21 protein-coding genes are annotated in these 17036 nt (G+C 59.7%); 4 read left to right on the plus strand and 17 right to left on the minus strand.

Translation table 11 applies throughout. The annotated features are described in order from the left end of the window. Positions 1–8: 8 nt before the first annotated feature. From POR16_RS22565 to POR16_RS22640, 16 genes are all read right to left on the minus strand, one after another. Positions 9–608, minus strand: coding sequence for a YmfQ family protein (locus tag POR16_RS22565; protein ID WP_005896702.1), 600 nt, complete (start codon positions 606–608; stop codon positions 9–11). After that, positions 596–1636, minus strand: a complete 1041-nt coding sequence (locus tag POR16_RS22570) for a baseplate J/gp47 family protein (protein WP_005896699.1) — start codon at positions 1634–1636, stop codon at positions 596–598. Before POR16_RS22570 ends, POR16_RS22565 begins: the two co-directional genes overlap by 13 nt. Beyond that, positions 1626–2024 carry a phage GP46 family protein gene (locus tag POR16_RS22575; RefSeq protein WP_005896695.1) on the minus strand — a complete coding sequence of 133 codons (399 nt, stop codon included), beginning with the start codon at positions 2022–2024 and terminating at the stop codon, positions 1626–1628. The genes POR16_RS22570 and POR16_RS22575 overlap by 11 nt, the downstream gene beginning before the upstream one ends. Beyond that, a complete protein-coding gene (locus tag POR16_RS22580) occupies positions 2021–2533 on the minus strand; it encodes a phage baseplate assembly protein V (RefSeq protein WP_005896692.1) in 513 nt (170 codons plus the stop codon). Before POR16_RS22580 ends, POR16_RS22575 begins: the two co-directional genes overlap by 4 nt. Further along, positions 2530–3657: a phage baseplate assembly protein gene (locus tag POR16_RS22585; RefSeq protein WP_005896689.1), complete on the minus strand. Its 1128-nt coding sequence runs from the start codon at positions 3655–3657 to the stop codon at positions 2530–2532. Before POR16_RS22585 ends, POR16_RS22580 begins: the two co-directional genes overlap by 4 nt. 3 nt (positions 3658–3660) lie before the next feature. Next, the gene (locus POR16_RS22590) at positions 3661–5118 is read right to left on the minus strand and encodes a DNA circularization protein (RefSeq protein WP_005896685.1); all 1458 of its coding nucleotides are present in this window, start codon (positions 5116–5118) and stop codon (positions 3661–3663) included. Next, on the minus strand, positions 5115–7274 hold the full coding sequence (locus POR16_RS22595) for a phage tail tape measure protein (protein WP_005896682.1): 2160 nt from the start codon (positions 7272–7274) through the stop codon (positions 5115–5117). Before POR16_RS22595 ends, POR16_RS22590 begins: the two co-directional genes overlap by 4 nt. Continuing rightward, positions 7274–7480, minus strand: a complete 207-nt coding sequence (locus tag POR16_RS26375) for a hypothetical protein (RefSeq protein ID WP_117144160.1) — start codon at positions 7478–7480, stop codon at positions 7274–7276. The genes POR16_RS22595 and POR16_RS26375 overlap by 1 nt, the downstream gene beginning before the upstream one ends. After that, the gene (locus tag POR16_RS22605; protein WP_005896678.1) at positions 7405–7701 is read right to left on the minus strand and encodes a phage tail assembly protein; all 297 of its coding nucleotides are present in this window, start codon (positions 7699–7701) and stop codon (positions 7405–7407) included. Before POR16_RS22605 ends, POR16_RS26375 begins: the two co-directional genes overlap by 76 nt. Further along, positions 7698–8045: a phage tail tube protein gene (locus POR16_RS22610; RefSeq protein ID WP_005896677.1), complete on the minus strand. Its 348-nt coding sequence runs from the start codon at positions 8043–8045 to the stop codon at positions 7698–7700. Before POR16_RS22610 ends, POR16_RS22605 begins: the two co-directional genes overlap by 4 nt. A 61-nt stretch (positions 8046–8106) precedes the next feature. Further along, positions 8107–9603, minus strand: a complete 1497-nt coding sequence (locus POR16_RS22615) for a phage tail sheath subtilisin-like domain-containing protein (RefSeq protein WP_005896675.1) — start codon at positions 9601–9603, stop codon at positions 8107–8109. 18 nt (positions 9604–9621) lie between these two features. Further along, positions 9622–9810, minus strand: coding sequence for a DUF2635 domain-containing protein (locus POR16_RS22620; RefSeq protein ID WP_005896672.1), 189 nt, complete (start codon positions 9808–9810; stop codon positions 9622–9624). Further along, positions 9807–10397: a phage tail terminator protein gene (locus POR16_RS22625; RefSeq protein WP_053480332.1), complete on the minus strand. Its 591-nt coding sequence runs from the start codon at positions 10395–10397 to the stop codon at positions 9807–9809. Before POR16_RS22625 ends, POR16_RS22620 begins: the two co-directional genes overlap by 4 nt. 44 nt (positions 10398–10441) lie before the next feature. Continuing rightward, positions 10442–10780 carry a hypothetical protein gene (locus POR16_RS22630; protein WP_024670563.1) on the minus strand — a complete coding sequence of 113 codons (339 nt, stop codon included), beginning with the start codon at positions 10778–10780 and terminating at the stop codon, positions 10442–10444. Further along, positions 10761–11150 carry a DUF3450 domain-containing protein gene (locus POR16_RS22635; RefSeq protein ID WP_024670564.1) on the minus strand — a complete coding sequence of 130 codons (390 nt, stop codon included), beginning with the start codon at positions 11148–11150 and terminating at the stop codon, positions 10761–10763. Before POR16_RS22635 ends, POR16_RS22630 begins: the two co-directional genes overlap by 20 nt. A 263-nt stretch (positions 11151–11413) precedes the next feature. After that, a complete protein-coding gene (locus POR16_RS22640; RefSeq protein ID WP_005896669.1) occupies positions 11414–11851 on the minus strand; it encodes a hypothetical protein in 438 nt (145 codons plus the stop codon). A 189-nt stretch (positions 11852–12040) separates the two neighbouring features. Here POR16_RS22640 and POR16_RS22645 point away from each other — a divergent pair, with 189 nt between their 5' ends. The 4 genes from POR16_RS22645 to estP all read left to right on the plus strand — a co-directional run bounded on the left by POR16_RS22645 (position 12041) and on the right by estP (position 15446). After that, positions 12041–12652, plus strand: coding sequence for a LexA family protein (locus tag POR16_RS22645; protein WP_005896667.1), 612 nt, complete (start codon positions 12041–12043; stop codon positions 12650–12652). A 151-nt stretch (positions 12653–12803) separates the two neighbouring features. Then, complete coding sequence (locus tag POR16_RS22650) at positions 12804–13052, plus strand: DUF1654 domain-containing protein (protein ID WP_005896665.1); 249 nt, start codon at positions 12804–12806, stop codon at positions 13050–13052. A gap of 122 nt (positions 13053–13174) precedes the next feature. Further along, complete coding sequence (locus tag POR16_RS22655; RefSeq protein ID WP_005896663.1) at positions 13175–13417, plus strand: pyocin activator PrtN family protein; 243 nt, start codon at positions 13175–13177, stop codon at positions 13415–13417. Positions 13418–13523: 106 nt separating this feature from the next. After that, the gene (gene estP, locus POR16_RS22660) at positions 13524–15446 is read left to right on the plus strand and encodes an esterase EstP (RefSeq protein ID WP_042932975.1); all 1923 of its coding nucleotides are present in this window, start codon (positions 13524–13526) and stop codon (positions 15444–15446) included. A 75-nt stretch (positions 15447–15521) separates the two neighbouring features. Here the strand turns inward: estP and trpE are convergent, their stop codons facing one another. Next, complete coding sequence (gene trpE / locus POR16_RS22665; RefSeq protein WP_005896659.1) at positions 15522–17003, minus strand: anthranilate synthase component I; 1482 nt, start codon at positions 17001–17003, stop codon at positions 15522–15524. Positions 17004–17036 lie beyond the last annotated feature (33 nt).

Raw genomic sequence — 17036 nt, forward strand, 5'->3', positions numbered from 1 at the left:
TGTGTTCCTCAGTTGAAATTAACGAATTCGACGCTGTGCGCCGGTGCAGCTCGGCGGATCAGACACTCGATGGCGACGCCGGGGTTGACCCCGAACCGCTCGCCCCAATAGCTGGCCCCGAAGCGGCGCCCCAGACGCTGGCGCCCGCCGGTGTTCAGGGTCCACATGAATTGCGCGTTCCAGGTGCCGAAGTGCGCCTGACCAAAACGCGAACGCCCCATACGGGGCGTTCGGTGTTCGGTCACGGTGGCGTCGGGGTAGCCCTGGCTGATGGCAATGTCGATGTAGAACCCTGCGTTCTGCCCTCCTGTCGCAACAAGCCGCTGTCGCACTGACAGGCGCCGGTCTGCGAAAAAGGGTTTGAGCCCGAGGCACGGGTCGGGCAGGTTCATGACCCGCTCCCAGTCCGGCACCAGCTCGCTGACGTTGGCCGGGTCCATCTCGTTGAGCAGATCGAAAGCGCGGCCATCGATACGGGCGAATTCGCGGGACAGCCCGGTAATGACGTGCTGCACTTCCGGCACTCGCTCAGGATCCCAGGCAGGGCCGGGTGGCAGCAGTGCCTGGAGTTGCTCGGCGTAGTGCTCGGCAGTTCTTATGACGACCATAATATTCCTCCGAAGGTCAGCAACTGATTGGCGGCCGCCGTGACGTTGGCGACCGGCGCAACCAGCACATGATCGGTTTCGCCGGTCGCGCGGCTGATCGCTTCGGCGATGTGCGTCAGCAACAGGGTTTCACCCAGTCCGCCCTCGCGGTTGTGCAAGTCCAGCAGTTGCGTCTCCACTGCTGCGCGAACCGCAGAAGTGTCAGGCGTCAGTCTGATGGTGTAGACCACCGGCTTCTGCACCGGCGCCAGCACATAGACATCGGCAGTGACCGGGCGCAACGGCTCGATGTACGCCGCCATTTCAGCCAGTTGCTCGGCATCGGGAATCGGGTCAAGCTCATCGTCACGCATGAAGAACACCGCGACAGTGCCCGGCCCCAGATAGCGACGCACGCACCAGGCCCGTGTCACGCCCGGCACTTCAAGCGCCCAGGTCACATAATCATCCTGATTGCCGCCATGCGGAATGATCCGGTAAGAGCGCACGACCCTGGCCCGCAGCGACTCGATGCTTTCCTGAGCAATACCGCCAGACAGACCGTCCTCGATCACGGTAAACGTACTGTCGATCCCTTCGACAGGTTGCACGACGGTCATCACCATCCCGGCATCGGCGTTGCCGAGACTGCCTGCATCCACGGCCTCGACCGTCGTGGTGTTGTTGCCCGCGACCGTGGTGACACCTTTGGTCACCCGGTAAAAGCGTCCGTCGCTGAATTGCAGCACGGTGTCGGCATCCAGCACCGCACCGGCCGCCGCGGTGAAGCGCACCGAACCGCGTGCGGACTGCGCGACCTTGCGCGGCTGGCGCAAGCGCAGGATGGCTTGCCGTTCGAGTGTTTCCTCATCGGCGGTGTCCGGCAGAATCTGGTCGGCGATCCAGTCCTGATAGCCATACAGCCCATAGGCCGCACCGCTGTGTGCGCGCGACAGCACCCGAGCATCGGACTGACGCAGCGCGTCGTCGGCGAGGTCGACCTGGGTTCGGTTGATCAGCGCCGGTAACGTAGGCGTTTCAAACGGCATAAATCACCTGCCACTGTTCAGAAGGGTTGAAGCGCACGACCTGACCGTCCGAAACGACCAGCTCGACGCCCAGGTTCAGGCGATTGCTCTGAACCTGTTCGGTAATGATGTTGATGTTGCTGACCTGGCCATCGTCGATCAGCCAGGTAAGCGCTTCGCGCGCATAGAACTCGGCATCACGCCGGGTCTGCGCGGTAAGTCGAACCCGGCGTAGCAACCACAGCCTGGAGCCGATACGGTCATTGGCCTGCGCCGGGTAGGTATCGCCCCACCAGCCGAAGCGTTCGGCATCGTCATACGGGTCGTCCGCTTCGGCGCGCCGCCAGGTGAACAGGCTGATCACCACTGAACGCAGCAAGGAAGCCTGCAGGGAGCCTTCAATGATCATCCGGCACCTCCAACAGGCGGCCCGCTCTGACCGTTACCGGCCTGCACGTTGCCATGCAGATGGCTGATCTGGCTGATGCCGCCGGCAATCTGGTCGCCCTGGGACACGATCTTTCCGGTCTGGTTGATCTGCGGTGTGTCGACGTTTACTGCCTTTGACGCCTTGATGTTCAGGGTGCCGGTTTCGATGTCGATGACCTTGCCGCGCTTGAGGTGGATCTTGTCGCCCTCGTCGGTATAGATCGCCACTTCGCCGGACTCCAGGCCCTTGAGGCGATAGCGCCGGTCGGCCACCACCAGCAGCAGACCGTGAGAACGATCGCCGCCAATAAACGCGGCGATACCTTCAGCGCCGGCCAGCGGGTGACTGGTGAAGCCGTAGGGTTCGAAATGTTCCATGTCGTCCTTGACCTCTCCGGCGGTAAGGCGCATTTGCAGCGCCTGCATCTTGCTGCTGGCCCTGGCGAGCACGACCGTGCCGCGCACCAGCATGCGATTTAGTAAGCTCATGCGGTTGTTTCCTCGTCGATGGGCAGCAGCCAGGAGTACGCGTCCTGATTGACTTGTACCTTGCTGCGCTTGTTGGGGTCGCCGGGCTCGCTCTGGAAACCTTCAGGCGGACCGACCACTAGCGTGGTGATCGTGCCTTGATCAGTCAGCGAGTAGGTCACGGCTGAAATCAGCATATTTCTGCCCGCAAAGCCGATAACCGGATCCACCACGCGCACCATGGTGTTGTGTCGCCACAGTGCGCCGTTTGACTGTCGCCAGCCCTGGACCTTGTAGGTGGTGAGCAGCGCTTTGCCTGCCCGTTGACCCCGCTCCCAATTGGCGCGACTCAGGGCGAGCGTGGGGGTGATCGGCGCGTCCTCATGAACGATCAACACGCGAAGACGCTTTTTGCGACCGGGATCGTCATGCCGCGTATCGGTGACTTCGGCCGAAACCTCTGAAGCCTCTTTGCCGAACGTCTTGTCGTTACCCGTTTGTTGGCCAATAACCCGGTACTCGGAAAAAATCCCGGAAAAATCCCGCGCGATCTTCGCGCTCAGCACATTCTTGCCGAGCTCAAGCGCGTCTGCGCTCTGCCCCCGACTCCCCGGCCTGGCCAATACCACATTGCCGTATTCGTCATCGGTGGAGAAAATCCGGAACAGGGTCAACAGCCGGTCGATGGACTTGAACACGCTTTCACCCGGCTCGATGTTGTGTTTGGCCAGCTTCGAGGTTTCCGGTATTTCGCTGATCACCTTCAATTCGTAAGGCGCAGCCAGCGCCTGAACAATGGTCAGCACACCCACGCCCGTCCACTGGCTGGGCTTGTTGATGGCAGAGCAGTCAATCAGGTCAGCCGTTTTCGAGCGTCCGGAAATCGTTAGCGTGACTTGCTTGCCGTCATAGGTAATCGGCGCGGCAAACACCCAGCCGGTCAGAATCAGCTCGCCGCCGATACGCACTTCGCAGGCTGCGCCGGGCGTGATCGGATGCGATATTTCAGTGCCCGGCCACTGCCAGGTAATGCTCACGTCAAAGCTGCGTGCCTGACGCTCGATCCCGGCAGAGATTTCCACCGATTTCCAACCGGCGTAGTCGTGCTGGTCAACCGTCAGGGTGACAACGTTAGGGTCGATCATGGGTTACTCCTGAGCGATCTTCAGCGTGCCGGGAGGCACGAAACCCGGGTGGGCCAGCCGGTTGCGCTGCACTAACTCCAGCGCCCGGCTGGCATCACCGAATCGCCGATAGGCCAGCACCAGCGCAGGCAGCGGTTCGGACACCTTCATGTCCACCAGACGCACGCCAGACGCCGCCACCGCATTGAGGTGCCTGACCAGTGCCTGACGTAATGTGTTCAGTGCCAGGTAATGTTCGGGGTCGGCCTTCAGCGACGCGTCCCAGATCGCCGAACTGAGCGTGTCGCGCAGCTCGATCACATCATCGGCAACCGGCACATCCACGCGTTGCAGCGGTTGCGTGACCTGCTGATCCAGCGAAGGCACCACCGTAAGTGGCGCAACCGCTGTCGCAACCGGCATGCTGGCGACGATTCTGGCGACCTTGACCAACAGCGCATCCTGAACCAGGTTGGCGGTAGCTTGAGCAGTCGCCCCAGTGTCGAGACCGCTGCCCTGGTTGACCAGATTGATAGCGGACACCGCCTCCGCCTGTTGTGTGGCCTCGGAAATCACCGACCGGTACTGCACCGTTTCAACCGAGGATGCCCCGCCATTCATGGCGGACCTGGCGGTCTGACCGATAGCCGTGCCGCTGCTGCCGTTCATGGAGCCGCCGCCGGAGCTGCTTCCCGCCGAACCGCCAGAGGCACCTCCGGCTGAACTGCCAACGGAGCTGCCAATTGAACTACCAGAACCTGTGCCGGTGCTGGCGCCACCGATACTGCTGGTGCCGTTCGCCCTTCGGGAACGACGACTGTCGCCGTCGAAACTGGCGAAGAACGTGGAGAAAAGCGTGCTGATGGTCAGCGGCGCATTGACCAGTGAATGCACCAGCGCGGTAACATCCGAATAGATCGTCATGAACGGCGCAAACTGCCGCTGAATGGTTGCGAATACCCCAGACAGCGCACTGCGCAGCGCCTGAACATTGATGCGCACGGCATCCACGGTGGCCATCACCATGCGGTAGCGCCTGAGTGCCGAGTCCAGCAGGCTCTCGGACGCGCCCAGCAACTGGCGCCGAGTGTTGAGCGTCGACACAGGAAACTTGAGCGGGTTGGCGGGATAGAACTTCAGATCCAGGCGGACAAGCCCGCCTTCGTTCAGATTGTGCGTGACGCTGCACTCCCCGACCTGCACCTGTAGGCGCCCCAGCCACGGATGCACCAGCTCGCCAGCCTCCTCCTGCTCCAGCGCCTGAAGCAATCTGTCGCGTTGTTCGAAACAGTCGCGACCGACAATGAAAGCCGTCAGCGTGTGAATCTGCGACTGCTTGCCCAACGACTCGAAGTACGGTTCGTCGCGCTGTGGAAATTCATGCAACTGCCCCTTGCGACCCACCGGGACGACGGCTTTTTCAATGAAAAAACCGACGCCACGGAAAGACGCTGGCAGCAGGCTGTCACGCCATGTACTCATGATCCGGCTCCTGCGCCGAGGGTTCGATAACCGACGTTTGGCGAAATCGTCAAACCCGGCTGATTGGTCTGTACAAGCCCAGGACGCATGCCCGGCGGCGCGTTTTCAAAACGAATGTTGAGCTCGCCTTCAAGTCGCGAACCGCTCCCCGCAGCGCCCTGTTGCAGCAACAGGCTGCCGGGGGCTGGAACGTTCGGCACACTGAGCAATTGACTGGTCGGCGGCACGCCAGTGGCCTGATTGAGCTGCTGCTGATTCAGGCGACTGGTCTCGACCGCATTCGCCGCTAGAAACGCTCCGGTTCCGCCGCCCGGTCCAGCGTTGCTCAGCCGTTGCTCTTCAGCGAACTGATTGACCTTTTCCGTCGCCCTTTGCAGTAAGGATTTATTACCGTCGCCGCCAAACCAGCTCGTGATCGGTTCGATGAAGGGCTTGATGTCCGCCCATAAACCCGCAAACCAGGTTTTGATCGGCTGCCACTTCTCGATGACCATGCCCAGCGGCGAGAAACTGAACAGCGTCGCCAACACCTCGGTAAAGGGCTGCGCCACGGACTTGATGGTTTCCCACAACCCGGCAAAGTACTCCGAGAGTGGCTGCCAGTTGGTCACGACCATGCCCAGCGGCGACAAGGCGAACAGCGTCTGCAGGAAGTCGAAAAACGGCGTGGCCAAGGCCGTGATCACGCCCCACAGCGCGGCAAAGAATTCGGATAACGGCTGCCAGTTGTCAGCGATCATGCCGAGCGGCGTCCAGGCAAATACCGCCTTCAGTACGTCCCACAGCGCCATGGCCGGCCCGCGAATCGCTTCCCAGACCGCTTCAAAATAAGGGGCAACGGTCGACCAGTTAGCGATCAGCAGACCTGCCGCCAGTGCAAGGCCGAGTACGATCAGGCCCAACGGTGACATGCCCATTACCGCGTTCAGCAACCGGGCAGCCGTCGTTGCAGCAAGAACCGCGACTTGCAGAATGCCGAACGCAACTGCGGCGCCCACCACACCCTTGATCACGCCAGGGTGCTCGGCCGCCAGTGCAGCGACCTGAGAAATCATCGGCCCGATCACGGCCATTGCTTCGTTCATCGCAGGCAGGAACATGCTGCCAATGTTGATGCCCAGATGATCGACACGGTTGGTCATCTCTTTGATGGCCGAGGCCGTGGTTTGGGAGTTGTCGGCGAATTCCTTCTCGATGGTCCCACTGCTCTGCACGCCCTCGCCGACCTCGGCCAGGTTGGACCTGAGCACGTCGAGGTTGGCCAGCAGCGGCGTGATCGCGCCCAGTGATTGCGCACCGAACAGCTGCGTGATGACATCCGACTGTTTGCCGGGATCAACACTGGAAACCGCCGTCAGGACCTTTTCAATAGTCCCGGACGGGTCACTCTGCATGCCTTTGGTCAGTTGATTGACGTCGAGTTGCAGCGCTTCGAACGCGCCGGCCTTAGCCGCGCCGCCTTCGGTCAACGACTGCATGAATCGCGTCATGCCGCTGGCCGCAACATCGGCCGGCACATCGACACTGGCCAGGGTGGCGCCCATCGCCGCCAGTTGCCCGGAGGCAAGCCCCGCAACGGGCCCGAGCGGGCCCATTGCGGTGACCATGGTGGCGATTTTCTTTTCCAGGTTGTTGCCGCCGAGCACGTTGATCTTCTCGGACAGCGCCGCGACTTGCGGTTGAGTCATCTGGAACGAAGATCGCCATGAGGCCATCATGTCGCCAGATTCAGCCGCCGTCTGATCGAATGCGATACCCATTTTCACAGCATCGCTGGCGAACCCGGTCAGTTCTTGACGCGGTACATTGGCCTTGGCACCTGCGGCAACAATCGCCGCGATACCGTTGGCACTTTCCGGCAGCCGTTCACTGAGGTCCAGAATGTCGGACCCCATCTGCTGAAACTGTTGCGGTGTATCAAAGCTGACTGACCGTTTCACGCCTGCCATGCTGGTCTCGAAACCGATCGCTGCCTTTACCCCGGCAATCAAGGGCTCGGTAAAAGCATTGCCCTTGATCATCTCGCCAACGTTTATTTTCCCAAGACCCGAGTTGCCGAGCCTTTCCTGGAAGCCTTTGACGTTGGTGCGGATAGTTGCCAGCGTTGGAGACAGCTGGTCGACGCCGGTAATCAGCGTTCTGATAGTGTCTGCCATCACTCCCCCTGCAGGATCTGGTTGATGCGCTGTGCCTGCAAGATCGATTCAGTGATGACGTCCAGCTCCCTGGACATCATCAGCTCCGGATCGGTCTTCCAGAAATACGCGAGGTCGTAAACGACGGCGATCAGTCTTTCGAGGTCGCTGATGCCGCTGCCATGAAAAAACTCGCGACTTTCCAGCTCAACGTGTTGATGTCGCACAGGTCCATCTGATTGACCGACGAAGGCGGAATACCGGCGCAGACGGCGATGTACTTCGCCGCCACGTCCAGGTCCAGCGACACGTCTTCGTTCTTGTCGATCTTGTACGGCAGGGCCTTGATGGCTCGCGCTTCCTGCGCGGTAGGACGCCGGAACGTCACCTGCGAAAGGGTTTCCCCGTGTGCTTCGATCGGGCTGACCAGGTCGATGACTTCACTCATTGCCAGCTCCCCTGACTGCCTTCGAATTTAAGATCGATGGCACCGTCATCCGCCTTGCTGGACGGTTCTTCAACCAGGTAGGCGCCGGACAGAACGTAGGTCTTGCCGTTGCTGAATTCACAGGTGATGGTCATGTCCACACCGGTAGTAAGCAGCTTGAGCGGCAGATCTGCGGTGTGCAGCGCCTGAAATTTCAACCAGGCAGTCTTGTCGACTTCCTTGTAGTAACCCGGCAATACGGTTTCGCGCTTGATGTTCATCAGAGGGGCTTCGCCGCCGCCAATGATGGTCAATTGGGTGCCATCCACTTTGATGTAGCAGGTACCCGCAACTTTCTGACCCATGTTGTTTATCTCCAGAATGAAAAAACCCGCACGAGGCGGGCTTGAAAAGGGTTGGTAAGGTTTATGCCGCTTCGTCGTACTGCAAGCGGAACTGGTTGAGCAGCGCGAACACGCGCAGGCCGTTGATGTAATCCGGCGGGAACATCACGTTCACGCGGCTTGGATCATTGCCGTCACGCTCGACGATCAGGTGCTGGGCGAACACTTCGGCGTTCTCCACATGGCCTTCTTCTTCAAGACGCGCGTACTGCGCAATCAACTCGCCACGAATGGTGCTCGGCGTGATGATCGGCTGACCGGCGCCGAAGCGCGTGCCATCGCTGGCCAGCTTATGGCGACCGTACTTGCTGGTGATGATGCCTTGCAGACGACGAATGATGAACGCCGACTGGTGCATGGTTTCGCTGTCCAGGTACGAATTATCTGCCTGGCCGTAAGCGTTCTTCTGATAGGTAGTGATCGAGCGCTGAATACGTACGTAACCACCTTCGTAGTAAGCCGTGGCGATGCCATAACGCAGCAGCGATTCACGCTCGGTCAGGGTGAAGCGCTGACTGGCGGGTGCCGGGTCCAGGCCGGGCATGGTGCCGCTCTGGGTCGGACGGCTGGCATCGGCAGAAATGAACACTGCGGTGCGCGCAGCCAGGGCAGCGGCCTGCAGCCAGACTGGCTGTGGAACACCGTTTTCCACGCCCTGAAGCGTGATGTGCTGATCGTTGCGCAGTTGGCCAGCAGCCACCAGCGTGCCGACCGTACCGCGCTTGGCGCTGTACACATGGCCATACAGTTGACGCGACCAGCTCCAGCGACCGGTGCTGTCGTCCATTGCTGCTTTCCAGGCATCCAGCGTGCTGGTGTCGGTCCACGGCATGCACAAAAACTCGAAGGGCTCGTCGCCCAGCGCAGCCAGCGCCTTGAGTTGATCGGGCGTACCCACGCCACCGGTCATGGCAATCACTGCGGCAGTCAAGCCTGCTGGAATGACTTCGCCATTGGTTTTACCCAGGCGGTTGAGTTCCAGATGAATGTCGTTGCCGCTTGCCCCGCTCCATTTGCAGGAAAGGGTCAGTACACCCGCATCGACTGCGGCCATTACCGGCAGGTCAGGGGTGGCATTGATCTTCACCGACAGCGCCGTCGCGGCTTGCGCAGCGGTAGCGCCATTGACGACAGTCGCCTGCACCCGCACACCGCCGACATACAGATTCAACAGGCCAGGTTCGGTCGCTGCGCCCGTGAGCGTAACGGTTGCAGAAGCTTTGACGCCTTCGGTATTGAGCAGCGGCAGGCACCAGACTTCCCCGGTGGGGTCGGCCTTGCGCCAGGTTTCGTACATGGCGGCCAGCATGGAGCCTTGACCGCCGATGTTTTTCGCCAGTGCAACGCTGGGCACCAGCACCAGCGAGCCGAGCTCAGGCCCGGAGACATCGTCATTGACCTGGGCAACAATCAGACGGCGCATGCTGGCCGACGCGCTGTTGGCGGCAGAGTTGTCCATTTCCGCATAAAACAGCGGCACGCGGACATCGGATGGAATGTTGTTAAAGCTGATAGCCATTGTTTGGCTTCCTCTTGGTTAGGCCGTGAAGGCTTGATGAGTGATGGGGGATTGCTCGGTTTGAACGGTGATATCTCCGTCGTTCTGACGACGCTGCCACCAGGCGTTGAAGGTGACCTGCCGACCTTCCACGGGCAGCAGATCGCCCGCTTCCGGATCCGGCACAGCGCGGCCCTCGGCCGGTATTACAGTGATGCGTTGAGTCATGGCGTTACCTCTCCTGTGAACTTCGCTTCGATACGGCCATCAGGGCCGGGGGATTTCAGATTCGGATCTGCAGGGTCGATGCAGTCCATCTCGATAGTGGCGCCAGTGAAACCGGGCAAACCGTCCAGCCAGGCTTCATGCCAGGTTTCGGCGGGCTGATCTGCAGCGCTGCGGCCCAGCTGAAACTGCGCGGCAAACCCGAAGCGATAGGTCACGCGCGCACCGCTTATCTGCACCAGCGCACCGCCTGTGTATTGCATCGCGTCGTAATCGCGATCAGCGTTCCAGCCCACCAGCGAGCGCCACAATTCGGCGCGAATTGCATGCAGATGATCGTTGGCTTGCTGCCCGCGCTTGTCATCGCCTTCAAGCACCACAACGATGTCGATCTGGTCGGTGATGCTCTGCCGGATGACGTTTTGCAGATCATTGGCCGTGGCCGAATCGCCGCTGGCGATGACATAAGCCGAGGGGTGCGCAAGCTGGTCGCCAAGAGCAACCGCAGCCCAGTCGATGCCAGCGCTGACCCGAGCGGCAAAGCTCGGGCAGGTCGCCTGCAAATGGGCAACTATCGGGGTGATTTTCATAAGGGTTCCGCGTGTGTTGAAGGTTGGTCAGGTATGACGAAGGCCTATTGGCTTGCCTTGTCCAGCGCTTCATCCGCCTTGTCCGCAGCGCGAGTGGCCGCATGCGCAGCCTGGCTGGCGATAGATGCAGCGGTTTCGACCTTGTCTGCCACCTGAATCGTCGTTTCGGCAAGCCTGACCAGACGGCGATCGCGCTTGCCCAGTGCTGCGTCGTAAGCAATCCGAACCTCGGCCAGTTGCCGGGTGTGCTCGGCACTGGCCGACCACTGCCCGGCCTGAAAGCCAAGCATCAGGCAGCCGGCGAGCAGCAGCACGGCGATCAACCAGATCTCCAGCCGCCGCCACCAGTGGCGAGCGATAAAATCAATTGCACATCTGTGCATCGTTGACACCTCCAAGCTGGGATCGCAGCCGGGCAATTTCGGCACTCTGCGTGGTGACCTTGTCGGTGAGCTGAACGATGTGGCTGGTGAGGGCTTCGATCTTGCCCTCCATCCGGCCAACCGCCGCCGCGAGTTCGTTACGCTCCCTGGCGAACTGATCAGCCCGCGCTTCGGCGTCTTTACGAGCCTGTCGCTCAGAGTCGAGCAGCTCATTGAGGCGGCGAACCGTGCCGATATCAGCGTTGTCCATCGCCCGGTCTGTTGCATCTCTTGAAAGAAACTTGCGCAGCCACAAAAAGCCGCCAAGCAGAATCGTGCCCGTGCCGCCCAGCCAGGTAGCTGTGCCTGGGCCTAGGTCGGTTGGGTCCATGGGTACTCCGGGAATAAAAAACCCCGCATGGGCGGGGTCTGAGGTGGGTCGCGATTGACCGGTTTTCGCTGTCTGAAATCCTGTTTCCAGCTGCAGCCCTGAGGCGCAAATCGCATATCGTGGTGCCTTTTTACCCCCCTCCGGAAAGGCTGGGAAGGGCCAATTTCGGGGTTGGTCGAGTTTGACCTGAGTTCAACACGAGTTCGACCACAGCTGTGCAATCGGCCCGGATAAACGGTATCGGATACCGTTTTCATCCGCCTTTATCCTGCCTTGCTTGTGGCCGTCCCATTGCTTCTGGAAGCGCTGCGCTCGGCAAGAATGGCCAGCACTTGCTGATGAAGCTTGTTGATCCAGTTGCGATAGGTGCGGTCCGCACCTTCATTGATACCGACCAGGCGCATCTGTTCGCGCACCGGCAACGCCTCAACGTAACGCAACGTCGCGAGCTGGGCCAATTCAGGCCCGCGCCCCTTCGCAGGGCTGCGCGCCAGTTGCGCAATCGCCGCCTCGACTTCACTGCTTATATAGTCCATGCCGCTGCCGTTACCGATCAGTGCACGCGAACCGGGTGTACGGCGGGGAATATAGGCACCCCATTCCATTATTCCGGCCATCGGGCTGCTGAGCCCGCCGCCCAGTCCGACACGCATGCGTTGCTCGCCCCAATGCTGCATCACCGCTTCCACTTTCTCGATCATTGTCTGTTTCCTGTCTGAGCTTGCTGAACTGCCTCGCGAACGAACCCGTCACGAAGCTTGAACGACAGACAATACAATCTGTATTTTTTAGAGACAACCAGCATTTACAATATGTATATTGCCGATCACCCTACAGCCTGTATGATTCGACCCATGAACAGAAAATGGTATGAAGTCGCAAGACACGTCATGGAAACCCAGGACATCAGCCAGGAAGAAATGGCTGAGCGGATGGGCGTAACGCCCGGCGCCGTGGGGCATTGGCTCAATGGCAAGCGCGAACCGAAGATCGAGGTCATCAATCGATTTCTGGCCGAGCTGGGCTTGCCGATCCTCGCGACCGCCCTTCCATCCGACGAACCTGGCATGAACAACGTGGCGCAAACGGTGCAGCCTTCGCGTTTCTATCGATACCCAGTGATCAGCTGGGTCGAGGCCGGTGGCTGGAGCGAGGCGGTCGAGCCTTACCCTGCCGGATACACCGACACCTTCGAGATCAGTGACTATAAAGCCAAGGGCCGCGCCTTCTGGCTGGTCGTCCGTGGCGACTCGATGACAGCTCCCGCCGGCCAGAGTATTCCCGAAGGCATGCTGATTCTGGTGGATACCGGAATCGAGCCCACTGCCGGCAAGCTGGTCATCGCCAAGCTTCCGGAGAGCAACGAAGCCACGTTCAAAAAGCTGGTCGAAGACGCCGGTCGCTATTTCCTCAAACCACTGAACCCCGCCTACCCGACCCTTCCGGTGACCGAAGAGTGCAAGCTGATCGGGGTTATCAGGCAAATGACGATGCGCCTTTAACGTTTTGCCGAGCATCCAGGCCCCGATCATTGGGGCTTTTTTATGCGCGATCTTCCAGTTCTGGCCGACACTCATGTAGGAAAAATTTGTAGCTTGCGTGGGAAACACCCCTCAATTACTGTATGCACATACAGTAAAAAGGAGTTCACGCATGTTGAAACAGACCCTCGACACATCACAACACGACGCTTACCTGGCCTTGGCGCAACGTATTCAAGACGCTATTGCCAGCGACAAGGCTCAGATCGAGCATCAGGTGCTGCTGGTCAGAGAGCCTGGGGAAGCGCATGAACACTGGGAACGGATTCTGGAACAGATCGGCGAGGCAGAAGGGGTTTCCGTGACTCGCAACCCGGATACCGGCACAGCACACGTCTGCTGGTACATCGACTCGCTGTAAAAAAATGCTACAGATCGTATTTAAAATACAAACTGTATTGTCATCCTTCACTACATATCGTATTGTTTGTTTGCACCCCATTTCGGGAGTACTCAACCATGCAAACCACAGGGAGTCATGGAATGAACGAGATACTGGATCAACTTCGCAAAGAATTCGCCACACCATGCCCTTCGTTGAGCGCCGTCAGAGAGCGTTATTTTTCGCACCTGTCGAATGATCGCAATCTGCTGCGCAAGATCAACGCAGGCCGTATTGCCCTTAAAGTCAGCCGCACCGGAGGCACGCGTCAGGGCCATCCGTTCGTGTATTTGCACGATCTGGCTGATTACTTGAGCGACATCGTGACCAACAGGGCCGCGTGAATTCAAAAAAACGCCGCAAAAGATGAAAGCGCTCTTGCCGACCTTTGCAGTCTTGAAAAATCTTGGTACGTTCGCGCTACAAAATAACAACAACCGGGATCCTCTCATGACCAAGACGTCAAGGCGCTGGCCCTTCGCGGCGTGCCTGTTATCGCTGGCTTGTGGCGCCGCCACTGCGGCGCCCTATTCGACCATGGTGGTCTTCGGCGACAGCCTGGCAGACGCCGGTCAATTCCCGGACACTGCTGGCCCGGCAGGATCCACGCTGCGCTTTACCAATCGCGTGGGCCCGACGTATCAGGACGGCAGCGGTGAAGTGTTCAATCTGAACTCATCGACACTGATCGGCAGAATGCTCAACGTCTCGGCGGCCGATCTGGCAGCGTCGACATCGCCGGTCAATGCCGCAGTGGGTCAGCCGGACGGCAATAACTGGGCGGTCGGTGGCTATCGAACGGACCAGATCCTTGATTCGATAAACTCGCAGTCCACGGTCGTCGACCCCAACTCTGGCACGCTGCTACGCAACCGGACTGGCTACCTGCCGGCCAACAACTTTCGCGCTGACCCCAATGCCCTGTATTACCTGACCGGCGGCGGAAACGATTTTCTGCAAGGTCGAGTGCTGAGTGCCAACAGCGCAGGGCAAGCCGCCAACCGCCTCGCCGACAGTGCGCAAGCGCTGCAACAAGCCGGAGCGCGCTACATCATGGTCTGGTTGCTGCCGGACATCGGCAAAACGCCCGCCCTTAGCAGCACGCCATTGGCGTCCGCCACGTCGGCTCTCAGCGCTGCCTTCAATCAACAACTGGTCAGCCGTCTGGCACAGATCAATGCGCAGATCATCCCGCTCAACGTGCCGCTGCTGATCTCCGAGACGCTGGCTGAACCGTCGAGATTTGGTTTCGATCCTAATGAGAATCTGATTGCCACATGCTTCAACGGCGACAGTTGCAGAGAAAGTGCGACCAACGGCAGGTCCAGCGCGACGCCGAACCCAAACCGGGTGTTTTTCAATGACCGCGTCCACCCTACCGAAGCCGGTCAGCGGTTGCTGGCCGACTACGCCTATTCGCTGCTCTCGGCCCCTTGGGAAATCACCTTGCTGCCGGAAATGGCCAATGGGGCGCTACGCATGCATCAGGACGAAATTCGTGCGCAATGGCTCAGCGACTGGGGTAACTGGCAAGGTGTCGGGCAGTGGCAGAGCATGCTTTCGGCAGGCGGCCAGAAGATGGACTTTGATGCACAGGACAGCTCGGCCGACGCTGACGGTCGAGGCTACAACCTGACCATTGGCGGCAGCTACCGTTTTGCCGAAAACTGGCGCACGGGGGTTGTTGTAGGGGCGTATCGACAGAGTCTGGAAGCCGGTCCAAAGGACTCCGATTACAAGCTCAACAGCTACATTGCCACTGCGTTTCTGCAGTATCAGGCCAACCACTGGTGGGGCGATCTGGCAGCCTCGGGCGGCAAGCTTGACTACGAGAGTGCCGAGCGCAAGTTTGCCTTGGGCGTCAGCGAAGGCCAGGAAAAAGGCGATACCGATGGCGAAATGTGGGCCGTCAGCGGACGAGTCGGTTTCGACATAGCGGGTGCTGCCAGTCGTTGGCACCTGTCGCCGTTCGTCAGCGCCGATTACGCGCATATCGATGTTGATGGGTATTCCGAAAAAGGCGACCGCTCTACAGCACTGACCTTCAGCGATCAGACCCGAAAATCCAAACGCGCAGGCGTGGGCCTGCAAGGCAAGTTCCAGGTCACCCCGACGACGCAAGTGTGGGGAGAAGTAGCGCGTGAGCGGGAGTTCGAGACCGATCAGCAGAACGTGACCATGTCACTCAACAGCGTACAGTCAGTCGACTTCACCCTGGAGGGCTACACACCGCAACGTGACCTGAACCGGGCGACGCTGGGCGTGAGCCAGAAACTCACCCAGGACCTGACACTGCGCGGCAACTACAACTGGCGCAAGAACGACGACGTGACGCAGCAAGGGGTGAATGTCGCGTTGAGTCTGAGTTTCTAAAAAAGACGCTGGAGCGTGAGGAACGATAATCCTTGAACTATCGTGCCCATGCTCCAGCGTGTGCATCCAGCCGGCTCAGTCCTTGGCGGTCTGCGAGGCCAAGGCGACAGCGCGGAACATGGCGCGACGTTTGTTCAGGGTTTCTTCCCATTCCAATGCTGGCACCGAGTCGGCAACGATGCCGCCCCCGGCTTGCACATGCAGTTCACCGTCCTTGATCACTGCAGTACGGATCGCGATGGCGGTGTCCATGTTGCCGTTCCACGCCATATAACCTACAGCGCCGCCGTAGACGCCACGTTTCACCGGCTCCAGCTCGTCGATGATTTCCATGGCGCGGATTTTCGGCGCGCCGGACAACGTCCCGGCCGGCAGAATCGCCCGCAACGCATCCATCGCCGTCAGTCCACTTTTCAGCTGGCCGGTGACGTTGGACACAATGTGCATCACGTTGGAGTAACGCTCGATCACCATCTTCTCGGTCAGTTTCACCGTGCCTGTCTCGGACACCCGACCGACGTCATTGCGCCCCAGATCGATGAGCATCAAGTGCTCGGCGATTTCCTTATGGTCGGAGAGCAGGTCTTCTTCCAGCGCAATATCCTCCTCTTCGGTCGCGCCGCGAGGGCGGGTTCCGGCGATGGGACGCACTGTGATCAGATTATCCTCGACCCGCACCAGCACTTCCGGCGAACTGCCAACCACATGGAAGTCGCCGAAGTTGAAGAAGTACATGTAAGGCGTCGGGTTGAAGCAACGCAGCGCCCGGTACAGATCGATAGGCGCCGCGGTGAAGTCGATGGACATACGTTGTGATGGCACAACCTGCATGACGTCGCCTGCGAGGATGTACTGCTTGATCGTGTCGACCGAAGCCTCGTAGTTATCCTGGGTAAAGCTGGAGCGGAACACAGGATCGGCCGCTGGCGGCCTGTCGAGATCCAGACCACGACGCGGCGTGATCGGTTGACGCAATTTGTTCATCAGCTCGTCAAGCTGCGCAACGCCACTGGCATAAGCGTCCTGGTGCGCAGGATCAGCCAGCACGATGGCGTGCATCTTGCCTGCGAGGTTGTCGAACACCACTACAGCATCGGACACCATCAACAGGATATCCGGCACGCCTAACGGGTCCGGGTTTGGACAATTGGCCAGGCGCTTTTCGACGTAACGTACGCAGTCATAACCAAAGTAGCCGACCAGCCCGCCATTGAAACGCGGCAGCCCTGCAATGGTGGGCACGTTGTAGCGCGCTTTAAAGGTCTCGACGAAGTCCAGCGGGTCTTCGACATCGAGGCTTTCGACCTCGACACCTTCCTGAGTCACGCTGACATGATGGCCATGAACACGCATCACGGTACGGCATGGCAGGCCGATGATCGAATAACGGCCCCATTTCTCGCCGCCCTGCACCGACTCCAGCAAGTAGGAGTTGGGCTGATCGGCCAGCTTCAGATAGATCGACAAAGGTGTGTCGAAGTCAGCCAGGGTTTCGCGGGCAAGCGGGATGCGGTTATAGCCTTGTGCAGCCAAACGCAGGAATTCTTCACGGTTCATGAGCAACCTCGTGGTTTGAGGACAAAACGGTCA

The organism is Pseudomonas coronafaciens pv. oryzae str. 1_6, from assembly GCF_000156995.2.
In the GTDB taxonomy this organism is placed as follows: domain Bacteria; phylum Pseudomonadota; class Gammaproteobacteria; order Pseudomonadales; family Pseudomonadaceae; genus Aquipseudomonas; species Aquipseudomonas tremae.